The sequence below is a fragment of the Desulfurobacterium indicum genome, assembly GCF_001968985.1.
GTDB lineage: Bacteria > Aquificota > Aquificia > Desulfurobacteriales > Desulfurobacteriaceae > Desulfurobacterium_A > Desulfurobacterium_A indicum.
On the sequence record NZ_MOEN01000001.1, the window covers coordinates 25,896 to 44,645 of the forward strand.

19 protein-coding genes are annotated in these 18,750 nt (G+C 38.5%); 10 read left to right on the forward strand and 9 right to left on the reverse strand.

Annotation, left to right across the window (positions count from 1 at the left end; genetic code table 11):
* Positions 1 to 3 precede the first annotated feature (3 nt).
* The 7 genes from BLW93_RS00135 to BLW93_RS00165 all read left to right on the forward strand — a co-directional run bounded on the left by BLW93_RS00135 (position 4) and on the right by BLW93_RS00165 (position 6,437).
* Positions 4 to 1,326: an APC family permease gene (locus BLW93_RS00135; RefSeq protein WP_076712081.1), complete on the forward strand. Its 1,323-nt coding sequence runs from the start codon at positions 4 to 6 to the stop codon at positions 1,324 to 1,326.
* Positions 1,327 to 1,428: 102 nt separating this feature from the next.
* A complete protein-coding gene (sucC, locus tag BLW93_RS00140) occupies positions 1,429 to 2,598 on the forward strand; it encodes an ADP-forming succinate--CoA ligase subunit beta (protein WP_076712082.1) in 1,170 nt (389 codons plus the stop codon).
* 17 nt (positions 2,599 to 2,615) lie between these two features.
* Entirely contained in the window at positions 2,616 to 3,518 is a 903-nt protein-coding gene (gene sucD, locus BLW93_RS00145) for a succinate--CoA ligase subunit alpha (RefSeq protein ID WP_076712083.1), read from the forward strand.
* A 10-nt stretch (positions 3,519 to 3,528) separates the two neighbouring features.
* Positions 3,529 to 3,768 carry a 4Fe-4S binding protein gene (locus tag BLW93_RS00150; RefSeq protein WP_022846273.1) on the forward strand — a complete coding sequence of 80 codons (240 nt, stop codon included), beginning with the start codon at positions 3,529 to 3,531 and terminating at the stop codon, positions 3,766 to 3,768.
* A gap of 11 nt (positions 3,769 to 3,779) precedes the next feature.
* Positions 3,780 to 4,943: a 2-oxoacid:acceptor oxidoreductase subunit alpha gene (locus BLW93_RS00155; protein ID WP_076712084.1), complete on the forward strand. Its 1,164-nt coding sequence runs from the start codon at positions 3,780 to 3,782 to the stop codon at positions 4,941 to 4,943.
* A 16-nt stretch (positions 4,944 to 4,959) separates the two neighbouring features.
* Positions 4,960 to 5,820, forward strand: coding sequence for a 2-oxoacid:ferredoxin oxidoreductase subunit beta (locus BLW93_RS00160; protein ID WP_076712085.1), 861 nt, complete (start codon positions 4,960 to 4,962; stop codon positions 5,818 to 5,820).
* Positions 5,820 to 6,437, forward strand: coding sequence for a 2-oxoacid:acceptor oxidoreductase family protein (locus BLW93_RS00165; RefSeq protein WP_076712086.1), 618 nt, complete (start codon positions 5,820 to 5,822; stop codon positions 6,435 to 6,437). Before BLW93_RS00160 ends, BLW93_RS00165 begins: the two co-directional genes overlap by 1 nt.
* A gap of 30 nt (positions 6,438 to 6,467) precedes the next feature.
* Here the strand turns inward: BLW93_RS00165 and BLW93_RS00170 are convergent, their stop codons facing one another.
* From BLW93_RS00170 to BLW93_RS00185, 4 genes are read right to left on the reverse strand one after another with little or no spacing between them, the layout of a single operon-like run.
* Positions 6,468 to 7,808 carry a hypothetical protein gene (locus tag BLW93_RS00170; RefSeq protein WP_076712087.1) on the reverse strand — a complete coding sequence of 447 codons (1,341 nt, stop codon included), beginning with the start codon at positions 7,806 to 7,808 and terminating at the stop codon, positions 6,468 to 6,470.
* A gap of 19 nt (positions 7,809 to 7,827) precedes the next feature.
* On the reverse strand, positions 7,828 to 8,394 hold the full coding sequence (locus tag BLW93_RS00175) for a PilW family protein (RefSeq protein ID WP_076712088.1): 567 nt from the start codon (positions 8,392 to 8,394) through the stop codon (positions 7,828 to 7,830).
* A complete protein-coding gene (locus tag BLW93_RS00180; RefSeq protein ID WP_076712089.1) occupies positions 8,394 to 8,786 on the reverse strand; it encodes a type IV pilus modification PilV family protein in 393 nt (130 codons plus the stop codon). Before BLW93_RS00180 ends, BLW93_RS00175 begins: the two co-directional genes overlap by 1 nt.
* A 1-nt stretch (position 8,787) precedes the next feature.
* The gene (locus BLW93_RS00185; protein WP_076712090.1) at positions 8,788 to 9,231 is read right to left on the reverse strand and encodes a pilus assembly FimT family protein; all 444 of its coding nucleotides are present in this window, start codon (positions 9,229 to 9,231) and stop codon (positions 8,788 to 8,790) included.
* A gap of 175 nt (positions 9,232 to 9,406) precedes the next feature.
* Between BLW93_RS00185 and BLW93_RS00190 the strand changes: the two genes are divergently transcribed.
* Positions 9,407 to 9,778, forward strand: coding sequence for a heat shock protein transcriptional repressor HspR (locus BLW93_RS00190; protein WP_076712091.1), 372 nt, complete (start codon positions 9,407 to 9,409; stop codon positions 9,776 to 9,778).
* Positions 9,779 to 9,848: 70 nt separating this feature from the next.
* Complete coding sequence (locus BLW93_RS00195) at positions 9,849 to 12,401, forward strand: ATP-dependent Clp protease ATP-binding subunit (RefSeq protein ID WP_076712092.1); 2,553 nt, start codon at positions 9,849 to 9,851, stop codon at positions 12,399 to 12,401.
* A 47-nt stretch (positions 12,402 to 12,448) separates the two neighbouring features.
* Here BLW93_RS00195 and hemG read toward each other — a convergent pair whose 3' ends face one another.
* Together hemG and hemH are read right to left on the reverse strand one after the other, a co-directional pair.
* On the reverse strand, positions 12,449 to 13,816 hold the full coding sequence (gene hemG / locus BLW93_RS00200) for a protoporphyrinogen oxidase (RefSeq protein ID WP_076712093.1): 1,368 nt from the start codon (positions 13,814 to 13,816) through the stop codon (positions 12,449 to 12,451).
* 3 nt (positions 13,817 to 13,819) lie between these two features.
* A complete protein-coding gene (gene hemH / locus BLW93_RS00205) occupies positions 13,820 to 14,737 on the reverse strand; it encodes a ferrochelatase (RefSeq protein WP_076712094.1) in 918 nt (305 codons plus the stop codon).
* 87 nt (positions 14,738 to 14,824) lie between these two features.
* Between hemH and BLW93_RS00210 the strand changes: the two genes are divergently transcribed.
* The gene (locus BLW93_RS00210; protein ID WP_076712095.1) at positions 14,825 to 16,792 is read left to right on the forward strand and encodes an acetate--CoA ligase family protein; all 1,968 of its coding nucleotides are present in this window, start codon (positions 14,825 to 14,827) and stop codon (positions 16,790 to 16,792) included.
* A 5-nt stretch (positions 16,793 to 16,797) separates the two neighbouring features.
* Here BLW93_RS00210 and BLW93_RS00215 read toward each other — a convergent pair whose 3' ends face one another.
* Genes BLW93_RS00215 through BLW93_RS00225 form a run of 3 tightly spaced genes read right to left on the reverse strand, consistent with a single transcriptional unit; the run spans position 16,798 to position 18,749 of the window.
* A complete protein-coding gene (locus tag BLW93_RS00215; protein WP_076712096.1) occupies positions 16,798 to 17,295 on the reverse strand; it encodes a ferritin-like domain-containing protein in 498 nt (165 codons plus the stop codon).
* Positions 17,296 to 17,343: 48 nt separating this feature from the next.
* Positions 17,344 to 17,955 (reverse strand): LysE family translocator, encoded by a 612-nt coding sequence (locus BLW93_RS00220; protein WP_076712097.1) that lies wholly within the window; start codon positions 17,953 to 17,955, stop codon positions 17,344 to 17,346.
* Positions 17,952 to 18,749: an HAD-IIA family hydrolase gene (locus BLW93_RS00225; RefSeq protein WP_076712098.1), complete on the reverse strand. Its 798-nt coding sequence runs from the start codon at positions 18,747 to 18,749 to the stop codon at positions 17,952 to 17,954. Before BLW93_RS00225 ends, BLW93_RS00220 begins: the two co-directional genes overlap by 4 nt.
* Position 18,750: the final 1 nt, after the last annotated feature.

Genomic DNA, 18,750 nt, shown 5'->3' on the forward strand with positions numbered 1-18,750 from the left:
AAAATGCTTTTCAGACACAGAAATGCCAAGATACACAGACTTTATAAAGAAAAATTGGGACTCAAGGAACTTATTGCTATCGGTGTAGGTGGAATGATAGGTGGTGGTATATTTTCTGTACTTGGGATAGCTGTCGGCCTTGCTGGAAACGGTGCTCCCATATCATTTCTTATAGATATGTTAATTGCTCTTGCCGCAGGTTATCACTATGTGAAACTGTGCCTTACTTTCAGAGATGATGGGGCAAGTTACACTTATCTTAAAAGAGCATTTCCCGATAAGCTGTTTATTTCTTCTATTGAAGGTTGGGTAGTTATCTTGGGTTATATCGGAACTCTGGCTCTTTATTCTTTTACCTTCGGTGCTTACGGTGCTGATCTTCTTGGTTATCCATCTTCGAATCTTGTTAGAATGGTTCTATCTGTTCTTGTTCTTCTCTTTTTCTATTATGTTAATGTTAAAGGTGTCAGGTCTTCAGGTGTAACTGAGGATATTATTGTTTATGTGAAAATCCTAATTCTTTCTCTGTTTGCTGTTATAGGGATTGCAAGAGTTGACGTTCACAGATTTGTTCCCCTTATGAATAAAGGTGTTCTTCCCGTATTTTTGGGAGCAGCTGTTATTTTTGTTGCCTATGAAGGATTTCAGCTTATTACAAATGCAGTTGCAGAAACGGAAAATCCTGATAGAGATATTCCGAGAGGTATTTACGGTTCAATAATGATAACTGGATTAATTTATTTTCTTTTAGCAGTAATAGCCGTTGGAACATTAAGCTATCATCAGATAGTTACAGCAAAAGAGTATGCCCTTGCTATGGTTGCACAGCCAGTTCTGGGTGTTTTTGGAAGAGTTCTGATAGGTATTGCAGCTCTTATGGCAACAAGTTCGGCTATTAATTCGACTATGTTCGGTGCTTCACGAATGATGGCAGAAATGGGAGAACAGGGAATAATGCCCAAATTTTTATCTAAAAGAAATAAAAAATTGGTTCCTGTAGCTGCTCTTACCGTTCTCTTTATACTTTCTCTCCTGTTTTCCATGCTTGGCAGTTTAAGTATAATAGCTGAATTTTCAAGTTTGACCTTTTTAATGGTTTCAATAGGGGTCTCAATAGCAAATATAAAATTAAAAGAGAAAACACATGCTCATAAAGGTATTGCTCTTGCTGGCCTTATTCTTATGGCGATTACATCAACAACTATAATAGGGTATTTATTGAAGACAAACCCGCAGGAAATTCTGGTTATTTTTGGACTTTATGTTTCTGTTTCGGTTGTGGCTGTTACATACATGAGCAAACCATTTGAAATTAGACAACAATAATGAAACTTTAATATTTAAGGCTCTCCCTGCGAATGTATAAATGTTAAAAAAATGTAAAAATTTTTGGTAAAATAATTCCAACCATAAGCAGGGAGGAAAAAGATGAAGATTCATGAGTATCAGGCTAAGGAAATATTTAAAAAGTATGGCCTGCCGGTCCCACTTGGAATTGTTGCCCACTCAGCTCAAGAAGCAAAACAAGCCGCAGAAGAGCTTGGAACTCCGATAGTTGTTGTTAAAGCACAGGTTCATGCCGGAGGAAGAGGAAAAGCAGGCGGAGTTAAGCTTGCAAAATCACCTGAGGAAGCTGCTGAAATAGCAGCCCAGATGATAGGTAACCGTCTTAAAACTTATCAGAACCCGGAAGGACTTCCGATAAACGTTGTTCTGATAGAAGCTGGAGTAAATATAGATAAAGAATTTTATGTGGGAATGACACTTGACAGAGAAGTTTCAAGGCCGGTTTTGATGGTCTCTGCCGCCGGAGGAATGGAGATTGAGGAAATTGCCAAAACCAATCCGGAGTTGATTATAAAAGAGCATGTTGATCCTGTAACAGGTCTTATGCCTTTCCAGGCAAGAAAGATAGCCTTCAAAATAGGTCTTACAGATAAAAAGGTTATATCTCAGTTTGTTAAATTGGCAATGACTCTAAGTAAAATGTATTTTGACCTTGATGCATCTCTCATAGAGGTGAATCCCCTCGTTCTTACAAAAGAGGGAGATCTTATCTGCCTTGATGCGAAGATTGACTTTGATGACAATGCACTCTTCAGACATAAAGATATTCTTGAACTGGAAGACACCACGCAAATCGATCCCCTTGAGCTTGAAGCTAAAAAGTGGGATCTCAACTATGTAAAACTTGATGGAAATATCGGTTGTATGGTTAACGGTGCCGGTCTGGCGATGGCTACTATGGATACAATTAAGTTTTATGGCGGTGAGCCTGCTAACTTCCTTGATGTTGGTGGTGGAGCTACTGTTGAGAGAGTTGCGGCAGCATTTAAACTTCTCCTGTCAGATGAGAATGTTAAAGCCATTTTTGTAAATATTTTCGGCGGTATCGTGAGATGTGACAGAATTGCCGGGGGTATTGTTGAAGCTGCCAAGCAGGTTGAGCTTGATAGACCTCTTATAGTTAGGCTTGAAGGAACAAACGTTGAACTTGGTAGAAAGATGCTGGAAGAAAGTGGACTGAATATCATTCCGGCAAAGGATATGGCTGATGGAGCTCAAAAAGCTGTTAAAGCTGCAAAAGGTGAACTTTAATTAACAGGGAGGATGAGATGAGCGTTCTTATAGATAAAAACACAAAAGTTGTTGTTCAGGGACTTACCGGCAAGGAAGGTTCTTTCCATGCAAAACAGTGTCTTGATTATGGCACACAGATTGTTGCCGGTGTTACACCTGGTAAAGGTGGAATGACATGGCAGGACGATGAAGGAAAATATAGTGTTCCAGTTTTTAATACGGTCGAAGAAGCTGTTAAAGAAACTGGTGCTAATGCTTCTTTAATTTTTGTTCCGCCACCGTTTGCCGCAGATGCAATACTTGAAGCTGCAGATGCAGGAATAAAAATAATTATCTGTATTACAGAGGGTATTCCTGTTAACGATATGATTAAGGTAAAAAGGGCGTTAGAGGGGACAGGTGTTAGATACGTTGGGCCGAACTGTCCCGGTGTTATAACACCCGGTGAGTGTAAGATGGGAATTATGCCAGGACACATTTTTAAAAAAGGTAGAGTTGGAATTGTTTCAAGGAGTGGAACACTTACCTATGAAGCTGCCTATCAGTTAACAACGAGGGGAATCGGACAGTCAACGGTTGTCGGTATAGGTGGAGATCCTGTTCCGGGAACGACTCACAGAGAAGCTGTTGAAATGTTTAACAACGATCCAGATACAGACGCAATAGTTCTCATAGGTGAAATTGGCGGAACGATGGAAGAGGAAGCAGCTGAATATATAAAAAATAATGTTTCCAAGCCAGTTGTTGCCTACATTGCCGGTGTAACTGCTCCTCCGGGAAGAAGAATGGGACATGCAGGTGCCATCATTTCCGGTGGAAAGGGAGATGCAAAGAGCAAGATGGAAGCATTAAGAGCTGCTGGTGCTTATGTATGTCAGACACCTGCTGAAATAGGTGAAACTGTTGAAAAAGCTCTCAAAGAAAGAGGTCTTTTATAAGGAGGAAAAGATGTCAAAGCCAAAGGGAATAGTTGAGATTAACGTTGATTGGTGCAAGGGATGTAACGTTTGTGCCGCTATCTGTCCTACAAATGTTCTTGAGCTTGACAAAATAAAGGCAATTATGACTGTCAAGTATCCTGAAAAGTGCATCGGCTGCAAGCAGTGCGAACTTGTATGTCCTGACTTCTGTATCTTTGTTTTCACACCGGAAGAGTTTGAAGAAATTACTGGAAGTAAAAGTGCATAACGGAGGTTGAAATGGCAAAGCTTGAATTAAAGTATGGTAACCATGCCTGTGCTGAGGCGGCAATTATCGCCGGTTGCAGGTTCTATGCAGGATATCCTATTACTCCGTCTTCAGAAGTTGCAGAGAAGATGGCCGAATTACTGCCGAAAGTTGGTGGTGCGTTTATTCAAATGGAAGATGAGATCGCTTCAATGGGGTGTGCCATTGGTGGTGCTTTTGCCGGTAAGAAATCAATGACTGCAACTTCAGGTCCCGGTTTTTCTTTGAAACAGGAAAACATCGGATATGCAGTGATGTCAGAAGCTCCTGTAGTTATTGTAAACGTTCAGAGGGGCGGTCCTTCAACAGGTCTTCCTACACAGGTTGGTCAGCAGGATATTATGCAGACTCAGTGGGGAACTCACGGTGACAAACTCATTCCTGCCTTTTGCCCTGCTTCTGTTGAAGAGGTGATGGAAGAGACGATAAGAGCTTTCAACTGGGCAGAAGTTTTAAGAACGCCGGTTGTTCTTCTTATGGATGAAGTTATCGGACACATGAAAGAGTCTGTTGATATGGATAAGTTTAAAAATCCTGAAATCTGGAACAGGAAAAAGCCTAAGGTTCCACCGGAAGAGTACCTTGCATATAAACCTGAAGAGGATGATGTTCCGGCTCTTGCCGATTTCGGAGACGGTTACAGATATCACGTGACGGGACTTATGCATGACTATACGGGTTTCCCAACAACAAATCCTGTAATGTGTCAGGAGCTTGTTGAAAGACTTATAAGAAAGGTCAAAAGAAGGGCTAAAGAGCTTGAGAAAAACGAAGAATTCATGCTTGATGATGCGGAATTTGCCATTGTTGCTTTCGGTTCAACAGCAAGATCTGCGAAACTTGCGGTTAAACTTGCAAGGGAAAAAGGTATAAAAGTAGGACTTTTCAGACCTATAACTCTCTGGCCTTCTCCTGAAGAGACACTTTACAGGCTTGCAGGGAAGGTTAAAGCAATTCTTGTTCCTGAGCTTAACATGGGACAATATGTTCTTGAGGTTGAAAGGTGTACTAAAGGACAGTGTCCAATATTCAGAATGAACAGAGCCAACGGGCAGATGATTTATCCGTTTGAGATTCTTGAAAAGATAGAAGAAATTGCAAGTGGAAAAATAGTAATTCCCGTTTCAAAAGCTTGATTTTAGGAGGTAAATGATGCTTCAACCGATAGATATTTCGCTTGAAAAAGCGTTAGAGAAAAAGCCATACTTTAAGTATCTTAGAATTGATAAAATGCCCCACATCTGGTGCCCCGGTTGTGGTAACGGTCAGGTTTTAAAAGCCATATGTATAGCGCTTGATAAGCTTGGTATTGATAACAACGATGTTTCTATGGTTTCCGGTATCGGTTGTTCTTCAAGAACACCCGGATACTTTGACGGTTACACCCTTCATACAACTCACGGAAGAGCACTTGCTTTTGCAACAGGTGTGAAGCTTGCGAGGCCGGAGCTTACAGTTATTGTTACAACTGGAGATGGTGACTGCACGGCTATTGGTGGAAACCACTTTATCCATGCATGCCGCAGGAATATTGACATTACTGTTCTTCTTTTTAATAACTGGATTTACGGTATGACCGGCGGTCAGGTTTCACCTACGACGCCGAGTGGTTCATACGCTACAACAACTCCTTACGGTAACTATGAGCCGAACTTCTCAATTGCTGATCTTGCAATTGGAGCTGGCGCAACGTTTGTTGCAAGAGGAACCGCTTATCACGTTACAGAGCTTGTAAATCTTGTAGAGGCAGGTATTAAACATAAAGGTTTCTCTCTCATAGAGGTTCTTACACCTTGCACTATTCAGTATGGGAGAAAAAATAAAATGGGTATTGTTGATATGTATATGTGGCTTAAAGAAAATACAATTCCTCTCAAGGCATGGGAAAAGCTTCCCGAAGAGAAAAGACAGGGTAAACTTCCAAGAGGTATCCTCCATCATGTTGATAACAGAGAGGAGTACACAGAGAAGTATTATAGTGTTGTTGAAAAAGTAATGGGAGGGAATAAGTAATGAGATACGAAATTAGAGTTATAGGTTCTGCCGGGCAGGGTTCTCTCCTTGCTGCTTATGTTCTTGCTGCGGCAGCTGTTCAGGAAGGTTATCACGTTACGCAGACGGCAACCTATGGTGCTGCTATGAGAAGTGGAACTTCAATGGGTGATGTTGTAATTTCAAATGAACCTATTGATTTTCCAAAAGTTTTTAATCTTGATGCTGTTGTTATTCAATCTCAAGAGGCTTATGATGAGATGGTTGGTGGAAAACCCATAAGACTTGATCCGGAGTGTGGCGAGAAAGATGCTGATGTTCTTGTAAATGTTAAGGATGGTGCAATTGTTGTATTTGATGCTGACCTTGTCCAGTGTGATCTTGATGCAAACAGGTACAGACTGATTGCTGCGCCTATAGCAAGAACAGCTACAGAAATTGTAGGTAAAAGACAGACAATGAATATTGTTGCTCTTGGTGTTCTTCAGGTTGCTCTTGAAGATAGCGAATGTCCGATTTCCGAAGAATCTTTCATAAAAGCCATAGAAAAAGCTGTTCCTTCAAGGTTTGTTGACCTTAACAAGAAAGCCTTTGCAGAAGGTGTAAAAATAGGAAAAGAAGCTCTCAATAAAGCATAGAAAACGGGGGATCAATCCCCCGTTTTTAAATTAATAAACTTTCCACTCTTTTATAATTATTTTTCCACCGGTGCCCGCATTGTCAATTTGCTTTTTGAGTTCACAGTAAAAATTCTTATAGAATAAAGGTATTCCAAGAGAGGTTCCGTTTAGGCAGTAGTTCTTAATCTCTTCATATGTAAGACCGCTGGGATGTGTGTTTTTCTTAAAATCCAAATCTTTCATGTGAACATCTCCATCGGCAACTATAAATGCAAAGTTTCTTTCATATCCATCAGGACAGGAGCCAGTTAAATGAATGCTTTTTGAATCATTTATATTTACACCTTTATCTGCCCATATTACAAAGTTTGCTCCTTGTTTTGTGGAACCTGTATCCCATAGAAAAGAGGAATCTACATTAATAGCACCTGGTGTTATAAAAAAAATGGATGATGTTTTTGTTGCATCTTGATTTCCTGTGACAGTTATAACGCCTTGGGGAAACGTATTTGCGTCTATTTCATTTCCTGCATAAACGAGTAAATTATAGCCACCTTTTGTTTTTCCAGTAAATTTTATTTTATCATCAAATATTACTTTGTCTTTTGCAGCTATAGTAACGTTCCAGTCTGTTTTCATTCCTTTGTCTCCCAATTCATCTTTTACATAAATATCGTTTTCTGCCAGCAGTTTAACATTGTCTACATCAATGGATGTATCTATAAATATGTTTTTCCCACAAATGGTTTTCCCTTCTATATTTGAAAGTGATGATAAATATACATCTGATGAGGGATTTCCTATATCACAAGTTTCATTATCAAGTGGGGCGAAAATAGTTGAAGTATCCATATCTGCGGCTTTAGGAGGTTCAAGGCTACTGAATTTGTGGACAGTAAAGTTTGCATTTGTAAGGAGATTTTCTGCTGTACTACTGATATTAACCACACCCATTTCTGCTTCTGTCCATGGCGTGCTATCCATGCCAGTTATATCAAATGTTCCGTTTATAGAGAATGGAAAGAACGGACCTCCTTCAATTTTAATGATTACTTTTACTTCTCTTGATATATCTTTAATTTTTCCCACTGAATCTACTTTTATTGTGCCATCCGGATTTTTGACAACTGTTACAATGTATGTTCCGTTTGCAAATGTTGCTGTAGCGGTTTGAGGACTTGTTGTAGGTTTTAAATTTCCACTTTTAATATCGGCAAGAACTCTTTCTACTCCGCTTTCAGCAATTTTAAGTGCTTCAACTGAATATTTTGTGCTACCGGTTCCTTGTGATTCTTTCTGAATCATATAGGTTGTTATGCCGCCCAACATCGTTAAAAGGGCAATTACACCAAGAGTAACTTCTAAAACTAATGCTTTTCTTTTTTTCATAAAATCCCCCTTTAAAGGTTTACCAGTTTCTGCAAATTACTTTATCACCTATAGAAAAAGTTTCATTTCTCACTTTTCCAGTTATTGTGTAGGAAACAGTATGATTGTTGGAGTCAACCGAGGCATTGAATGTATTTATCGTTACGATGTTTCCATCAAACATTGAAGCAGCAGTTCCGCTCCCGATAGCTCCTCGATAGACCTTTCTAATAATATTATTGTTATTCAGATAATATTCAATCTTATATTTGCATGTTAAACTTGCGTTTGTCCATGTCTGGTTATCACATCCTGTTTTAGTGTAGTCAATAAAATATATCGTTAGAGGATCGGCCAATGTTCCAGTTCCGCTTACGGGAATTAGGCCAGCAGAAGCTACACCTCCGTATCCTGCTTTTCTCAGGTCGGAATCTATTATTTCTATGACGTTAAATACAGATATGTTGCCTCGAGAAGTTTTCATAGTTGTGTCCATCTGCCTGTATCCAAATGAAAAGAAGATGACAGCAGCGGCCATAATGATTAGGGCTATTATTGTTCCTACTATGAGTTCTATGAGTGTAAAACCGGCTCTGTATTCTTTCATTACCAATTCCCTTTGATATATTCTAGTGTAACGTTTCCATGGTAGTTCTGATATGAAAAACTGCTGATTACCTTTATCTTTTTGGTATTTGGATCTACCCCATTTTCTACTATCCATTCGATATTGGCATCACCGCTAAATCCATCGCAGCATGTATCAGGATCGTTGTTGCAAGTTTCATCAATTCCCACAGTTAAGCAGGAATCAGTGTAGTTAAGGCTTACAAGATGTTCAAGAACTTTGTTGGCTTTATAGAGAGCTGCTTCTCTTTCTTGATTTATTTTTGAATATTTAATATTGAATATGATAAGCATACCTATTCCAAGCATGGCGATAGTGAATATTGCCATTGCTATTAAAGTTTCAATAAGTGTAAAACCTTCCTTTTTCAATTTATAACCTCTGTAAATAGATTCTTCCGCTTATTGCGCTGATCGTTATTTTGTATGAAATTCCATATCCGGACACTGTTATATTTCCATTTTGAACAGGTAATTTGTTCCGTTTAAAATTTATGTAGTTTGTTCCTCCTGAGAAACTTGGAGTTAAAGTGATAGGAGAATCTATTGAAATGGTTTTTATTGGAGTTGAGTTTGTTGCTGGTGCATAAATTTCATAATTGTCTGAATTTATTACTACTTTGCTGCTTCCTTTTTCCATGGCAAGACTTTGGCTCCAGATAAGGTCAGATGTTAGTTCTTCTGCTGCTTGCCTCACTTTTGAATAGTGTATCCAGGTAATAATCTTTGGGATAGCTATGATAGAAAGAATTCCAGCTATAACTATGCTTACAATAAGTTCTGTTAAAGTAAAGCCTTTTCTTTTCAGTATTTTCATAGTTGATTTCCCAAAAGTAAAATAGCCATTCAATCTACATATATATATAATATATAGGAATTTAGCCTTTAAAACAACTATCAACTTACTAAGGTTAAAATCTAAAAAAATGTTTTAAATTTCTTGACAACTCGATTCAAAAATCCTAAATTTCTAATCAGAAGGAGGCAGTGATATGAAAGATGAACACACACCGGTGTATATGATAAGTGTTGTAGCTAAATTAGTAGGTGTTCATCCTCAAACACTAAGATTTTATGAAAATGAAGGGCTTTTAAAACCTTCCAGAACGAAAGGTAAAACAAGGCTCTATTCTGAAGCAGACTTAAAGCGGTTGAGGAGGATTGTTTCTCTTACTCGTGATAAAGGAGTAAATGTAGCTGGTGTTGAACTCATATTAACGATAGAGGATGAACTTGATCGTTTGTTTGAGATGCTTGCTCAGTTTCTTGACGAAACTTTAAAAGAAGCGTTAATCGAAAAGTTGGAAAATGAGCAGTTTAAAGAGTTGAATGTGAAAAAGTTTATTGAGATTCTTTCCGAGTGATTCGGTGGGTTTGTCCACCTTGCGTTATGCGAAAAAACAAAATAAAAATTTTTCTATAGGGAGGTAGATTATGAACATCTGGGATCTTTTAAGTGGAAGGGCAAAGGATTCTATTATGCTTTCACAGGAAATAGCAAGGCAGCTTGGTGAGAGGTATGTTGATACAGAACATTTACTTCTTGCACTTGTTGAACTTCCAGGCTCACCTGTTATAGATATTTTTACCATAGCCGGTTACGATCCGATCAAAGTTAAAAAATTTATAAGAGAACATGTTGATAGGCTTGGGAGACTTGGACTTTCTGCCGGTTATACCGGATATGAGGAAATTTACATTACACCAACTCTTAAAAAAGTTCTTGATTCGGCGATAGATGAAGCAAGAAATATGAAAGCGAGAAATGTTGATGTTGAACATCTTTTCCTTGCACTGTTTAATGTTCCTGAAGGCATGGCTGCAAGGATTCTGAACAAACTTGGTATAACCAAAGAGGAAGCTGTTAAAGCGGTTGAGAAGTATAGATCCGGTAAGAAGAAAGTTTCAAGAGATATTACTGGCAAGAGGGCAGGCAGGCAGCTTCCGGAGATTTTGAGAAAGTATGCTATTGATCTTACAGGACTGGCAGAAGAGGGCAAGCTTGATCCTGTAATTGATAGAGAAACTGAAATGAAAAGGGTTATTCAGATTCTTTCAAGGAGAACGAAAAACAACCCTGTTCTTGTTGGTCCTGCTGGTGTTGGTAAGACAGCAATTGTTGAGGGCGTTGCTCAGAAAATCGTTAATGGTGAAGTGCCTGATGATCTAAAGGATAAGAGGATAGTCGCCCTTGATATGGCTGCTCTTGTTGCAGGAACAAAATATCGTGGTGAGTTTGAAGAGAGATTAAAGCAGGTGCTTGATGCTGTTAAAAATGAAGGTAACATCATCCTCTTTATCGATGAGCTTCATACGGTTATCGGTGCAGGAGCGGCTGAGGGTTCAATGGATGCTGCTAATATCATGAAACCTGCACTTGCAAGAGGTGAGTTTAGAGTCATAGGTGCTACGACAACTGATGAATACAGAAAGCATATAGAAAAAGATCCTGCCCTTGAAAGAAGGTTTGCTCCGGTTTGGGTCGATGAACCTGATGTAGATACTGCAATTCTTATGTTGAAAGGTCTAAGGCCGAAACTTGAAGAGCATCATAAGGTTAAGATAACAGATGAAGCTATAGAAGCAGCTGTTAAGCTTTCCAAAAAGTATATTCAGGGAAGATACCTGCCTGATAAAGCTATTGATGTTCTTGACGAAGCTTGTGCAAGAAAGAGAATTCAGGCAACCTATGTTTCACCTGAAATGCATGAGCTTAAAGAAAAGCTTCATGAATTAAGGGCTGAACTTGATGAAGCTGTTAAAAAGGAAGAGTTTGATAAGGCTGCTAAGTTAAAAGCTGAAATCAAGAAAATTGAAGAGAAGATTAAGGAACTTGAAGAGAAGCAGGCTAAAATGAAAGAAGAATCTAAAGGTGACAAACCGGTTGTAACTGCAGAAGACATTGCGGAAGTTATATCTGAGATGACGGGAATTCCTGCTTCTAAACTTCAGGAAGAAGAGATACAGAAGCTTTTGAGAATGGAGAAAGAGCTTCACGAGAGAGTTATCGGCCAGGAAAGAGCTATAAAGGCTATTTCAGAGGCTATAAGAAGGGCAAGAGCAGGACTTCAACCTGCAAACAGGCCGCTTGGAAGTTTCCTGTTCCTGGGACCAACAGGTGTTGGTAAGACAGAACTTGCTAAGACGCTTGCCGAATATCTCTTTGGTGATGAGACGGCAATTATAAGACTTGACATGTCTGAGTACATGGAAAAACATGCGGTTTCAAAACTTATCGGTGCACCTCCAGGATATGTTGGCTACGACGAAGGTGGGCAGTTAACGGAAGCTGTTAGAAGGAAACCTTACAGTGTTATCCTTCTTGATGAGATTGAAAAAGCACATCCTGACGTGTTTAACATCCTTCTCCAGATACTTGATGATGGAAGATTGACAGATGCGAAAGGTAGAACGGTAGATTTTAGCAACACGGTGATAATTATGACTTCTAACGTTGGATCAGAATATCTTATGCATCTTTCCAAGGAAGAGTTTGAGAAGAACTATGACAAGATTAAAGAGCAGATAATGAATGAACTCAAGAAGAGATTTAGACCTGAGTTCCTCAACAGGATAGACGAAATTATTATTTTCCATCCTCTTGCAGAGGAAGAGATTAAGCAGATTGTTGATCTGCTAATCAGACAGCTTAATAAGAGACTTGCGGAAAGAGGTATTAAAGTACAGCTTACCGAAGAAGCTAAGAAAGAACTTGCAAAACGCGGTTATGTTCCTGAGTTTGGTGCGAGACCTCTTAAAAGGACCATACAAAGAGAAGTTGAGACACCGCTTTCTGTTGAGATACTTAAAGGTAACGTTCAGGAAGGTGACACCGTTAAGGTTGATTACGATAAGGAGAAAGGTGAATTTACCTTTAGCGTTGAAAAACCTGAGCTTCCAGAAGCCACAAAAGCTGAGATAAAAACAGAAGGTGAAGAAGAGAAGAAAGCTGGTGAAGGCAAGGAAGAGAGTGAAGATAAAGAGTAATTAATATTGTTCGTGGAAATTGAAAGGGGGCTTTTAAGCCCCCTTTTTTATTCTGAAGTTACCATTTCTGCTGTTTTTAGTGAGTTATAAACACAATCGTTGACACCGACGCCTCTGTAAGCGTTAGAGTTTAAAAATAACCCACTATGGTTTGAGGCAAGTTTAAAGATTTCATTTACCTTTTCGACATGTCCTACAGTGTAGTGGGGGATGCCCTTTGGATGTTTAAAGACGGCTGTCATAATGGGTTTGTGGCGGATTTTCATGATTCTTTTGATATCTTTGTAAGCTATTCTTGCTATTTCATCTTCTCCAGCAAGTGCAAGGTGAGGTTGCCTTGCTCCGCCGACCATTGCTCTTATCAGTGCTTTTCCTTCAGGTGCCCTGTTGGGAAAAACGCTTGAATCCCAGAGAGCACCTAATATTTTTCTCCCTTCGGACCTCGGGACGAGAAAACCAAAACCGTCAAGGTCGTGTCCCAGTCCTCTTTTTATAAATCCAAAGGCTACAACTGCTATCGGTGAATACTCTATTTCGTAAAGTTTCTCCGCAAGCTTTTTATCAAACTTTTTGACAAGGGCGGCTGTGATGTAAGAAGGTGTTGAAAGAACAACTTTGTCGAAGGTTTCCTCAAATATTTCATCACCTTTTTCATAAACAATTTTCCACTTTCCGTTTTCCGGAAGCAGCTTTTTAACATTAGCCCCGAGGTAAATTTCTCCTTTTATGTTGGAAACGAGAGCGTCTATCAGGTCTTTGACACCGCCTTTAAAAGATGTTAGAACACCGCCCGGACCCGCTGTAGCGTCTTTTTTCTCTTTCTTCATTGCTAAAAGACCTTTTATCAGGCCTCCATATTTTTTTTCAAGGTGCCACACAGCAGGAAAAGCTGCCTTTATGCTTAGCTTATCAGGATCCCCTGCGAATATGCCTGCTGCCATCGGATCTATAAGTTTTTCAAGGGATTCTTCTCCTATTCTTCTTTTAACAAATGCCGAGAGACTTTCATCAGAGTCGTCCTTTTTAGGTGGTATGAAATATTCTGCTGCAAGTCTCAACTTACCTTTAAGAGACATAACGTATGATGATAAGAAGGCTATTGGATTTTCAGGAAGGCGAACAAGTTTACCGTTAACAAACACAAAACGTTTTCTTGCTTTGTCTGAGCTTTTGTAAACTTTATCCTCTATCTTTAAGTCTTTTACAAGGTCAAGTGTGTAAGGTTTATTGTCTAAAAAGCCGTTCGGTCCTGTTTCTATAATAAAACCACTTTTCAGGACAGTTAACATTTTGCCGCCCGGCAAGTTTTCCTTTTCGAAAACAGTAACTGAAACGTCATCTTTTCTGAGTTTTTCAATGTAAAATGCTGTTGAAAGACCTGAAACTCCTGCACCGACAACTGCAACTTTTTCCATCTTTTAACCTCTTAAAAGTTTTTGACATTCTTGAGATATAGCTGTTATTAAATCTTCGTCCTTGTGGTTAAGCGGTACTCTAATATATCTATCAATTCCAGCCTTTTCTGCCACCTCTTTATATTCTACATCAAGTTCAAACAGTGTTTCTATGTGTTCTGATATAAAACTTACTGGAAAGACAATAAGTTCTCTGATGTTTTCTTTTCCCAGTTTTTTTATTGTTTCTTCTGTTGTTGGCTCAAGCCATTTTATAGGTCCCACCTTACTCTGATAAGATATGGAAAACGGGACGTTAAGTCCGTCCATTACAAGAGAAACAGTTTCCTTGACTTCTTTTACGTAAGGATCCCCTGATTCTATTAAATATGCAGGCAGGCTGTGAGCACTAAAGAGAATGTAAGGATTTTTAGTATTTTTAATGCTTTTTTTTAATTGTTTTCTTATCCATTTTATATAGTGGGGGTTTTTACACCACGATTTCACCATTTTTGCGTTTTTAAAGTATTTTTTTACATCTCTTATGCAGGCACCTGCTGTTGCGAATGAGTAGTGAGGGTAGAGAGAAATGGCTGCTATTTCTTCGGCACCGTAGTTTTTCATCTCTTCAGCTACTTTTTCAAGCAGCGGTTCGGAGTAAAGCATCCCAACAAACGTCTTTACACCTGTTTTCTGCTCAACCGCTTCTGCTATTTCAAGAGAATATTTTACTGTCGGAGAACCGCCTCCGATAGCTTTGTAGTTGGGAGCCACTTTTTTTGAACGGATAGTGGCTATCATGTAAGCGAGTGGTTTTTGTAAAAATTTGGGAACTCCGAAATTTATTAAATCCCTGTCAGAGAATAGGCGGTAAAGGAAAGGTTTAATTTCCTGCAGGTTAGATGGACCTCCCATGTAAACGATTAAGTTGGCTTTCTTCAAGCTTCACCTCTTAAAATCTTGAATAAGAGGAATGATAGCAGTTTTTAGAGTATATTTAAATGTAAGCTATCGGTGTTTGGAGGGGGTATGAGATTTTTGTCAGAAGATAAGGTCTATGAGATGCTTGATGCTGCAGGATTGCCTGTTTTAAAACATAAAGTTTTTCACTCTTATGACAAGATTGATTGGGATTTGTTTCCGGCTGTTGTTAAGCCTCTTTTTGAAAAACCTGTTCATAAAACAGAGATGAATGCTGTTTTTGAGTGTTTGGATAAGAAAGAGCTGCTAAAAACTATTTCTGTTATTACAAAACGTTTTCCCGATATAGATAATTTTATTGTTGAAGAAAAATTACATGGTATAGAGGTGTTTTTAACCCTTAAAAGGGATTCCTCTTTTGGGTTTGTTGCTGGTTTTGGCACGGGAGGCTTCTGGGTTGAGTTTTTGAAAGATGTTGTGTTTGTACCGAATTCTGCTACTAAATCTCAAATTATACAGGCTCTTCATAAAACAAAACTTTTTAAGCTTCTGACCGGATACAGGAATGTAAAAGGGAATATAGAACTTTTTGTTGATTTTGTTTTGAAATTTTTAAAGATCCCTGAGAAATATCCAGAATTAATGGAAGTTGAGATCAATCCTCTTTTCGTAAGTGAAAATTTTGTTCTTCCAGCTGATGGTAAAGGTTTTACAGGAGATATATTATTTAGAAATAGAAAGAAAACCTCATATATTGATCCTGGCCTCTTTTTTCCTGAAAGGATTGCTGTTATAGGGGCTTCTAAAAAGAGGGATTCTGTTGGTTATGCTGTTTTGAAAAATCTCTCGTCTTTTACAGGTAAAATTTTTCCTGTTAATCCGAAATATGATGAAATACATGGAAAAAGATGCTTCCCGTCAATTTCATCTATTCCTGGAAAAGTGGATTGTGCTGTCATCGCTATTCCTGCCTGTTTAGTTCCTGAAGTTTTGAAAGAGTGTGGTGAGAAAGGTGTTAAACTTGCTGTTATCATTTCAGCAGGATTCGGTGAGAGGGGGGAAGAAGGAAAGACACTTGAGAAGAGGATAAGGAAGATATCTGAAAAGTTTGATATAAGGATTTTGGGTCCAAATACGCTCGGATTCATAATTCCTTCCATCAGGTTGAATGCTTCGTTTTCAAAAATTATGCCGGAAAAGGGAGATGTTGCTTTTATTTCTCAGAGCGGAGCGATTATTACGGCTGTTTTAGATAAAGCTGTTGAGAAAGATTTTGGTTTCTCCTCAGTGTTTAGTCTTGGAAACCAGTTGGATATTTCAGTTACTTCTCTTCTTTCTTCGCTTTCAACCAGAAGAGAAAACAAAATTTTTATAGTTTACGTTGAAGAGGTAAAAGATGGATATCTCCTGTTTCCCATTTTGAAAAGGAATCCTGTAATATTTATAAAGGCAGGGAAAAGTTCTGAAGGGAAAAAGGCAACATATTCTCATACAGGTGCTCTTGCTGGCGATTACAGAGTTTTTAAAGATATTGTTACAATAGAAGGAGGTATTGTCGTAGATAGTATTGATGAAGCTCTTGAATGTTCGCGAGTTCTCTCCTGTTATGGAAGATTGAAAGGTAACAGGGCCGTTGTTATTACCAACGCGGGCGGTTTTGGGGCTCTTCTTGCTGATTATCTTTCAAACTACGGTTTTTCACTTGTCGATATAGCTTCGATTAAGGATAAACTGGACTCTTTCCTGCCTGAAGGGTGGAGCCATATAAATCCCGTGGATATATTAGGTGATGCTACGTCTTTAAGATATGAGAAAACTTTTGAAGTTATGGAAAACCTTGATTGGGATGTTGTTTTTGTGGTGGTAACACCTCAATATATGACGGATATTCATTCTATAGCCCGTGAAATAGTTGAGTTTCATAAAAGGGTGAAAAAACCTGTTTTCCCGTGTTTTATAGGTGGCTATTCTATTAAAAACGGTATAGAGTATGTTGAAAGAAATAACATACCCGCATTTGATGAGCCGTTGTTTATGGTGAAAATTGCTTCGTTTTTAAAAGTAGAACCGTGTTGACGGCTCTACTTTATGAATTTTAGATTTTCGATATCTTCAAGTAGTGCTTGAAGATCTTCTTCGTGCTCAACTTCGTCAGTTAATATCTGAAGGACAAGATTATAAGTAATAGGGTCTATGTCCTTTGTAAATTTTAATATCTCACTGTAAGTGTCAATGGCACACTGTTCTCCTTTGACATTTTGTTCCAGAATTTTTCTGACGAATGGATCATTTGGGGCATCATATCCGCAATTTGTCTTTTCAAACCATTCTTTCGGTGTCAATATTGGTGTTCCGCCGAGTTCAAGGATTCTTGTTACAAGCATATCCGCATGTCTCAATTCATCAGTTGCGTGCTCAATCAGCTCCGCTATTACCGCATCTTTCATAGGTCCTTTTACAACTTTGGAGCCTATCCAATATTGATAATAAGCCAGCCATTCATCGCAGAGAGCCTTATTCAACATTTCAACGATTTTGTCAGCATGTTCGCCAACGAGTGCTCTTCCTTTTGTTCCCATGATTCCCCCTTTTTCTTGTAGTCTATATTTCAACTTAAAAGACTGGTTCTAAAATGTCAACTCATATCCTCCGAGAAGTATTAAAACAAGGTTTGCCATAAACAGAATTTCTTTTTCTATTTTTGTTAATTTGCTGAGGATGTATTTATTGCCGAGGAGCAGAGAGACTATGTTCCACATTATGAAACTTGTAGCTACGATTTCCATTCCGAATAGAATTTTAATGTGGGTTGGTGTTTGAGGAGGAATTAACTGTGTAAATATTCCCAGTAAAATTAGAGGAAGCTTTGGATTTAATATATTGCAGAAGAAACCTTCCCTGAAACTTTTTTTTGCAGGTGTGTTTTTTTCTTCCTCTATATTGAGACTTTCCTGTTGTTTTTTCATCTGATAAAATCCGGAAATTCCTATATATATCAGGTATAGAGAACCGACAGTTTTCACAATTTTAAACAGTGTTGGATTTTGAGAGAGAATGCAAATGCCAAAAATGGCGGTCAAGGTATGAATAACTATTCCTGATGTTATTCCTAAAATAGTTAAAAACCCGTTTTTGTATCCACCGCTGATTGTGTTTTTCATAACCAGTATGAAATCAGGGCCGGGAGTTAAAAGCAAGAGTGTCCATACTATAAACAGCGTAAAAGCTATTTTGATCATTTGAGTAACCTTTCACATTCTTTGATGTTTTTAAACACATAGTCCGGCCTTAAATTTTCATCTATGGAGTCAAGTATATCCGGTGATGAGTATTTTCCGGAAAGGACGAAAACTGTTTTAAAACCGACTGTTTCTTTGCCGCCTGCAAGGTCTGAGAAAGGATCATCACTTACCATATAAATTTTTGCAGGGTCTTTTATTCCTACAAGTTCAAATGCCCTTTCAAAGTAGAGTTTTGACGGTTTGCCAAAGGATACAATAGGGCAATTTCCTGCATACGAAAGACATGTTGCTATTGCACCAACGCTGGGACTTACAAAACCATCTCTATCAAGAATTATTCTGTTCATGTGGTATGAGTAAAGTTTCGCTTTATTTAATACAATCGCTGATGTGGCAGTTTTTAGTTTTTTAAAATTAACCTCTTTATCTCTTCCTACCACAACTGCATCGACTTTATAATCGTCTTTTACTTTAAAACCACTTTCTTGAAAAAATGATTTTATTTTCTCTGTTCCAAGGAAGTAGATGGATTTGATACCTTCTTTCTTAAGCGTATCTACTGCGAGGAATGATGGAGATAATAGTTTTTGTTCATTTACATTAAAACCTTTGCCTTTAAGAATCTCTATGAGTTCTAAAGGTTTTTCTGTTGAATTATTGGTTGCAACTATCCACGGTATTCCCATGGAGTCAAGTTTTTCTGTGAATTCAAGAGCTTCCGGGAATGGTGTGTAAGATTTGTCTTTTACCAGTGTTCCTTCAAGGTCAAGCAGGAATGCTATTTCAGCCATA

Excerpts from the sequence above, each read along its gene's own strand:
- BLW93_RS00165 (WP_076712086.1), top strand. The coding sequence starts at position 5,820 with ATGAGATACGAAATTAGAGTTATAGGTTCTGCCGGGCAGGGTTCTCTC.
- BLW93_RS00135 (WP_076712081.1), top strand. The coding sequence starts at position 4 with ATGCTTTTCAGACACAGAAATGCCAAGATACACAGACTTTATAAAGAA.
- BLW93_RS00170 (WP_076712087.1), bottom strand. The coding sequence starts at position 7,808 with ATGAAAAAAAGAAAAGCATTAGTTTTAGAAGTTACTCTTGGTGTAATT.
- sucD (WP_076712083.1), top strand. The coding sequence starts at position 2,616 with ATGAGCGTTCTTATAGATAAAAACACAAAAGTTGTTGTTCAGGGACTT.
- BLW93_RS00160 (WP_076712085.1), top strand. The coding sequence starts at position 4,960 with ATGCTTCAACCGATAGATATTTCGCTTGAAAAAGCGTTAGAGAAAAAG.
- BLW93_RS00185 (WP_076712090.1), bottom strand. The coding sequence starts at position 9,231 with ATGAAAATACTGAAAAGAAAAGGCTTTACTTTAACAGAACTTATTGTA.
- BLW93_RS00195 (WP_076712092.1), top strand. The coding sequence starts at position 9,849 with ATGAACATCTGGGATCTTTTAAGTGGAAGGGCAAAGGATTCTATTATG.
- BLW93_RS00210 (WP_076712095.1), top strand. The coding sequence starts at position 14,825 with ATGAGATTTTTGTCAGAAGATAAGGTCTATGAGATGCTTGATGCTGCA.
- BLW93_RS00225 (WP_076712098.1), bottom strand. The coding sequence starts at position 18,749 with ATGGCTGAAATAGCATTCCTGCTTGACCTTGAAGGAACACTGGTAAAA.
- sucC (WP_076712082.1), top strand. The coding sequence starts at position 1,429 with ATGAAGATTCATGAGTATCAGGCTAAGGAAATATTTAAAAAGTATGGC.
- BLW93_RS00175 (WP_076712088.1), bottom strand. The coding sequence starts at position 8,394 with ATGAAAGAATACAGAGCCGGTTTTACACTCATAGAACTCATAGTAGGA.
- BLW93_RS00190 (WP_076712091.1), top strand. The coding sequence starts at position 9,407 with ATGAAAGATGAACACACACCGGTGTATATGATAAGTGTTGTAGCTAAA.
- BLW93_RS00215 (WP_076712096.1), bottom strand. The coding sequence starts at position 17,295 with ATGGGAACAAAAGGAAGAGCACTCGTTGGCGAACATGCTGACAAAATC.
- BLW93_RS00220 (WP_076712097.1), bottom strand. The coding sequence starts at position 17,955 with ATGATCAAAATAGCTTTTACGCTGTTTATAGTATGGACACTCTTGCTT.
- BLW93_RS00150 (WP_022846273.1), top strand. The coding sequence starts at position 3,529 with ATGTCAAAGCCAAAGGGAATAGTTGAGATTAACGTTGATTGGTGCAAG.
- BLW93_RS00155 (WP_076712084.1), top strand. The coding sequence starts at position 3,780 with ATGGCAAAGCTTGAATTAAAGTATGGTAACCATGCCTGTGCTGAGGCG.
- hemG (WP_076712093.1), bottom strand. The coding sequence starts at position 13,816 with ATGGAAAAAGTTGCAGTTGTCGGTGCAGGAGTTTCAGGTCTTTCAACA.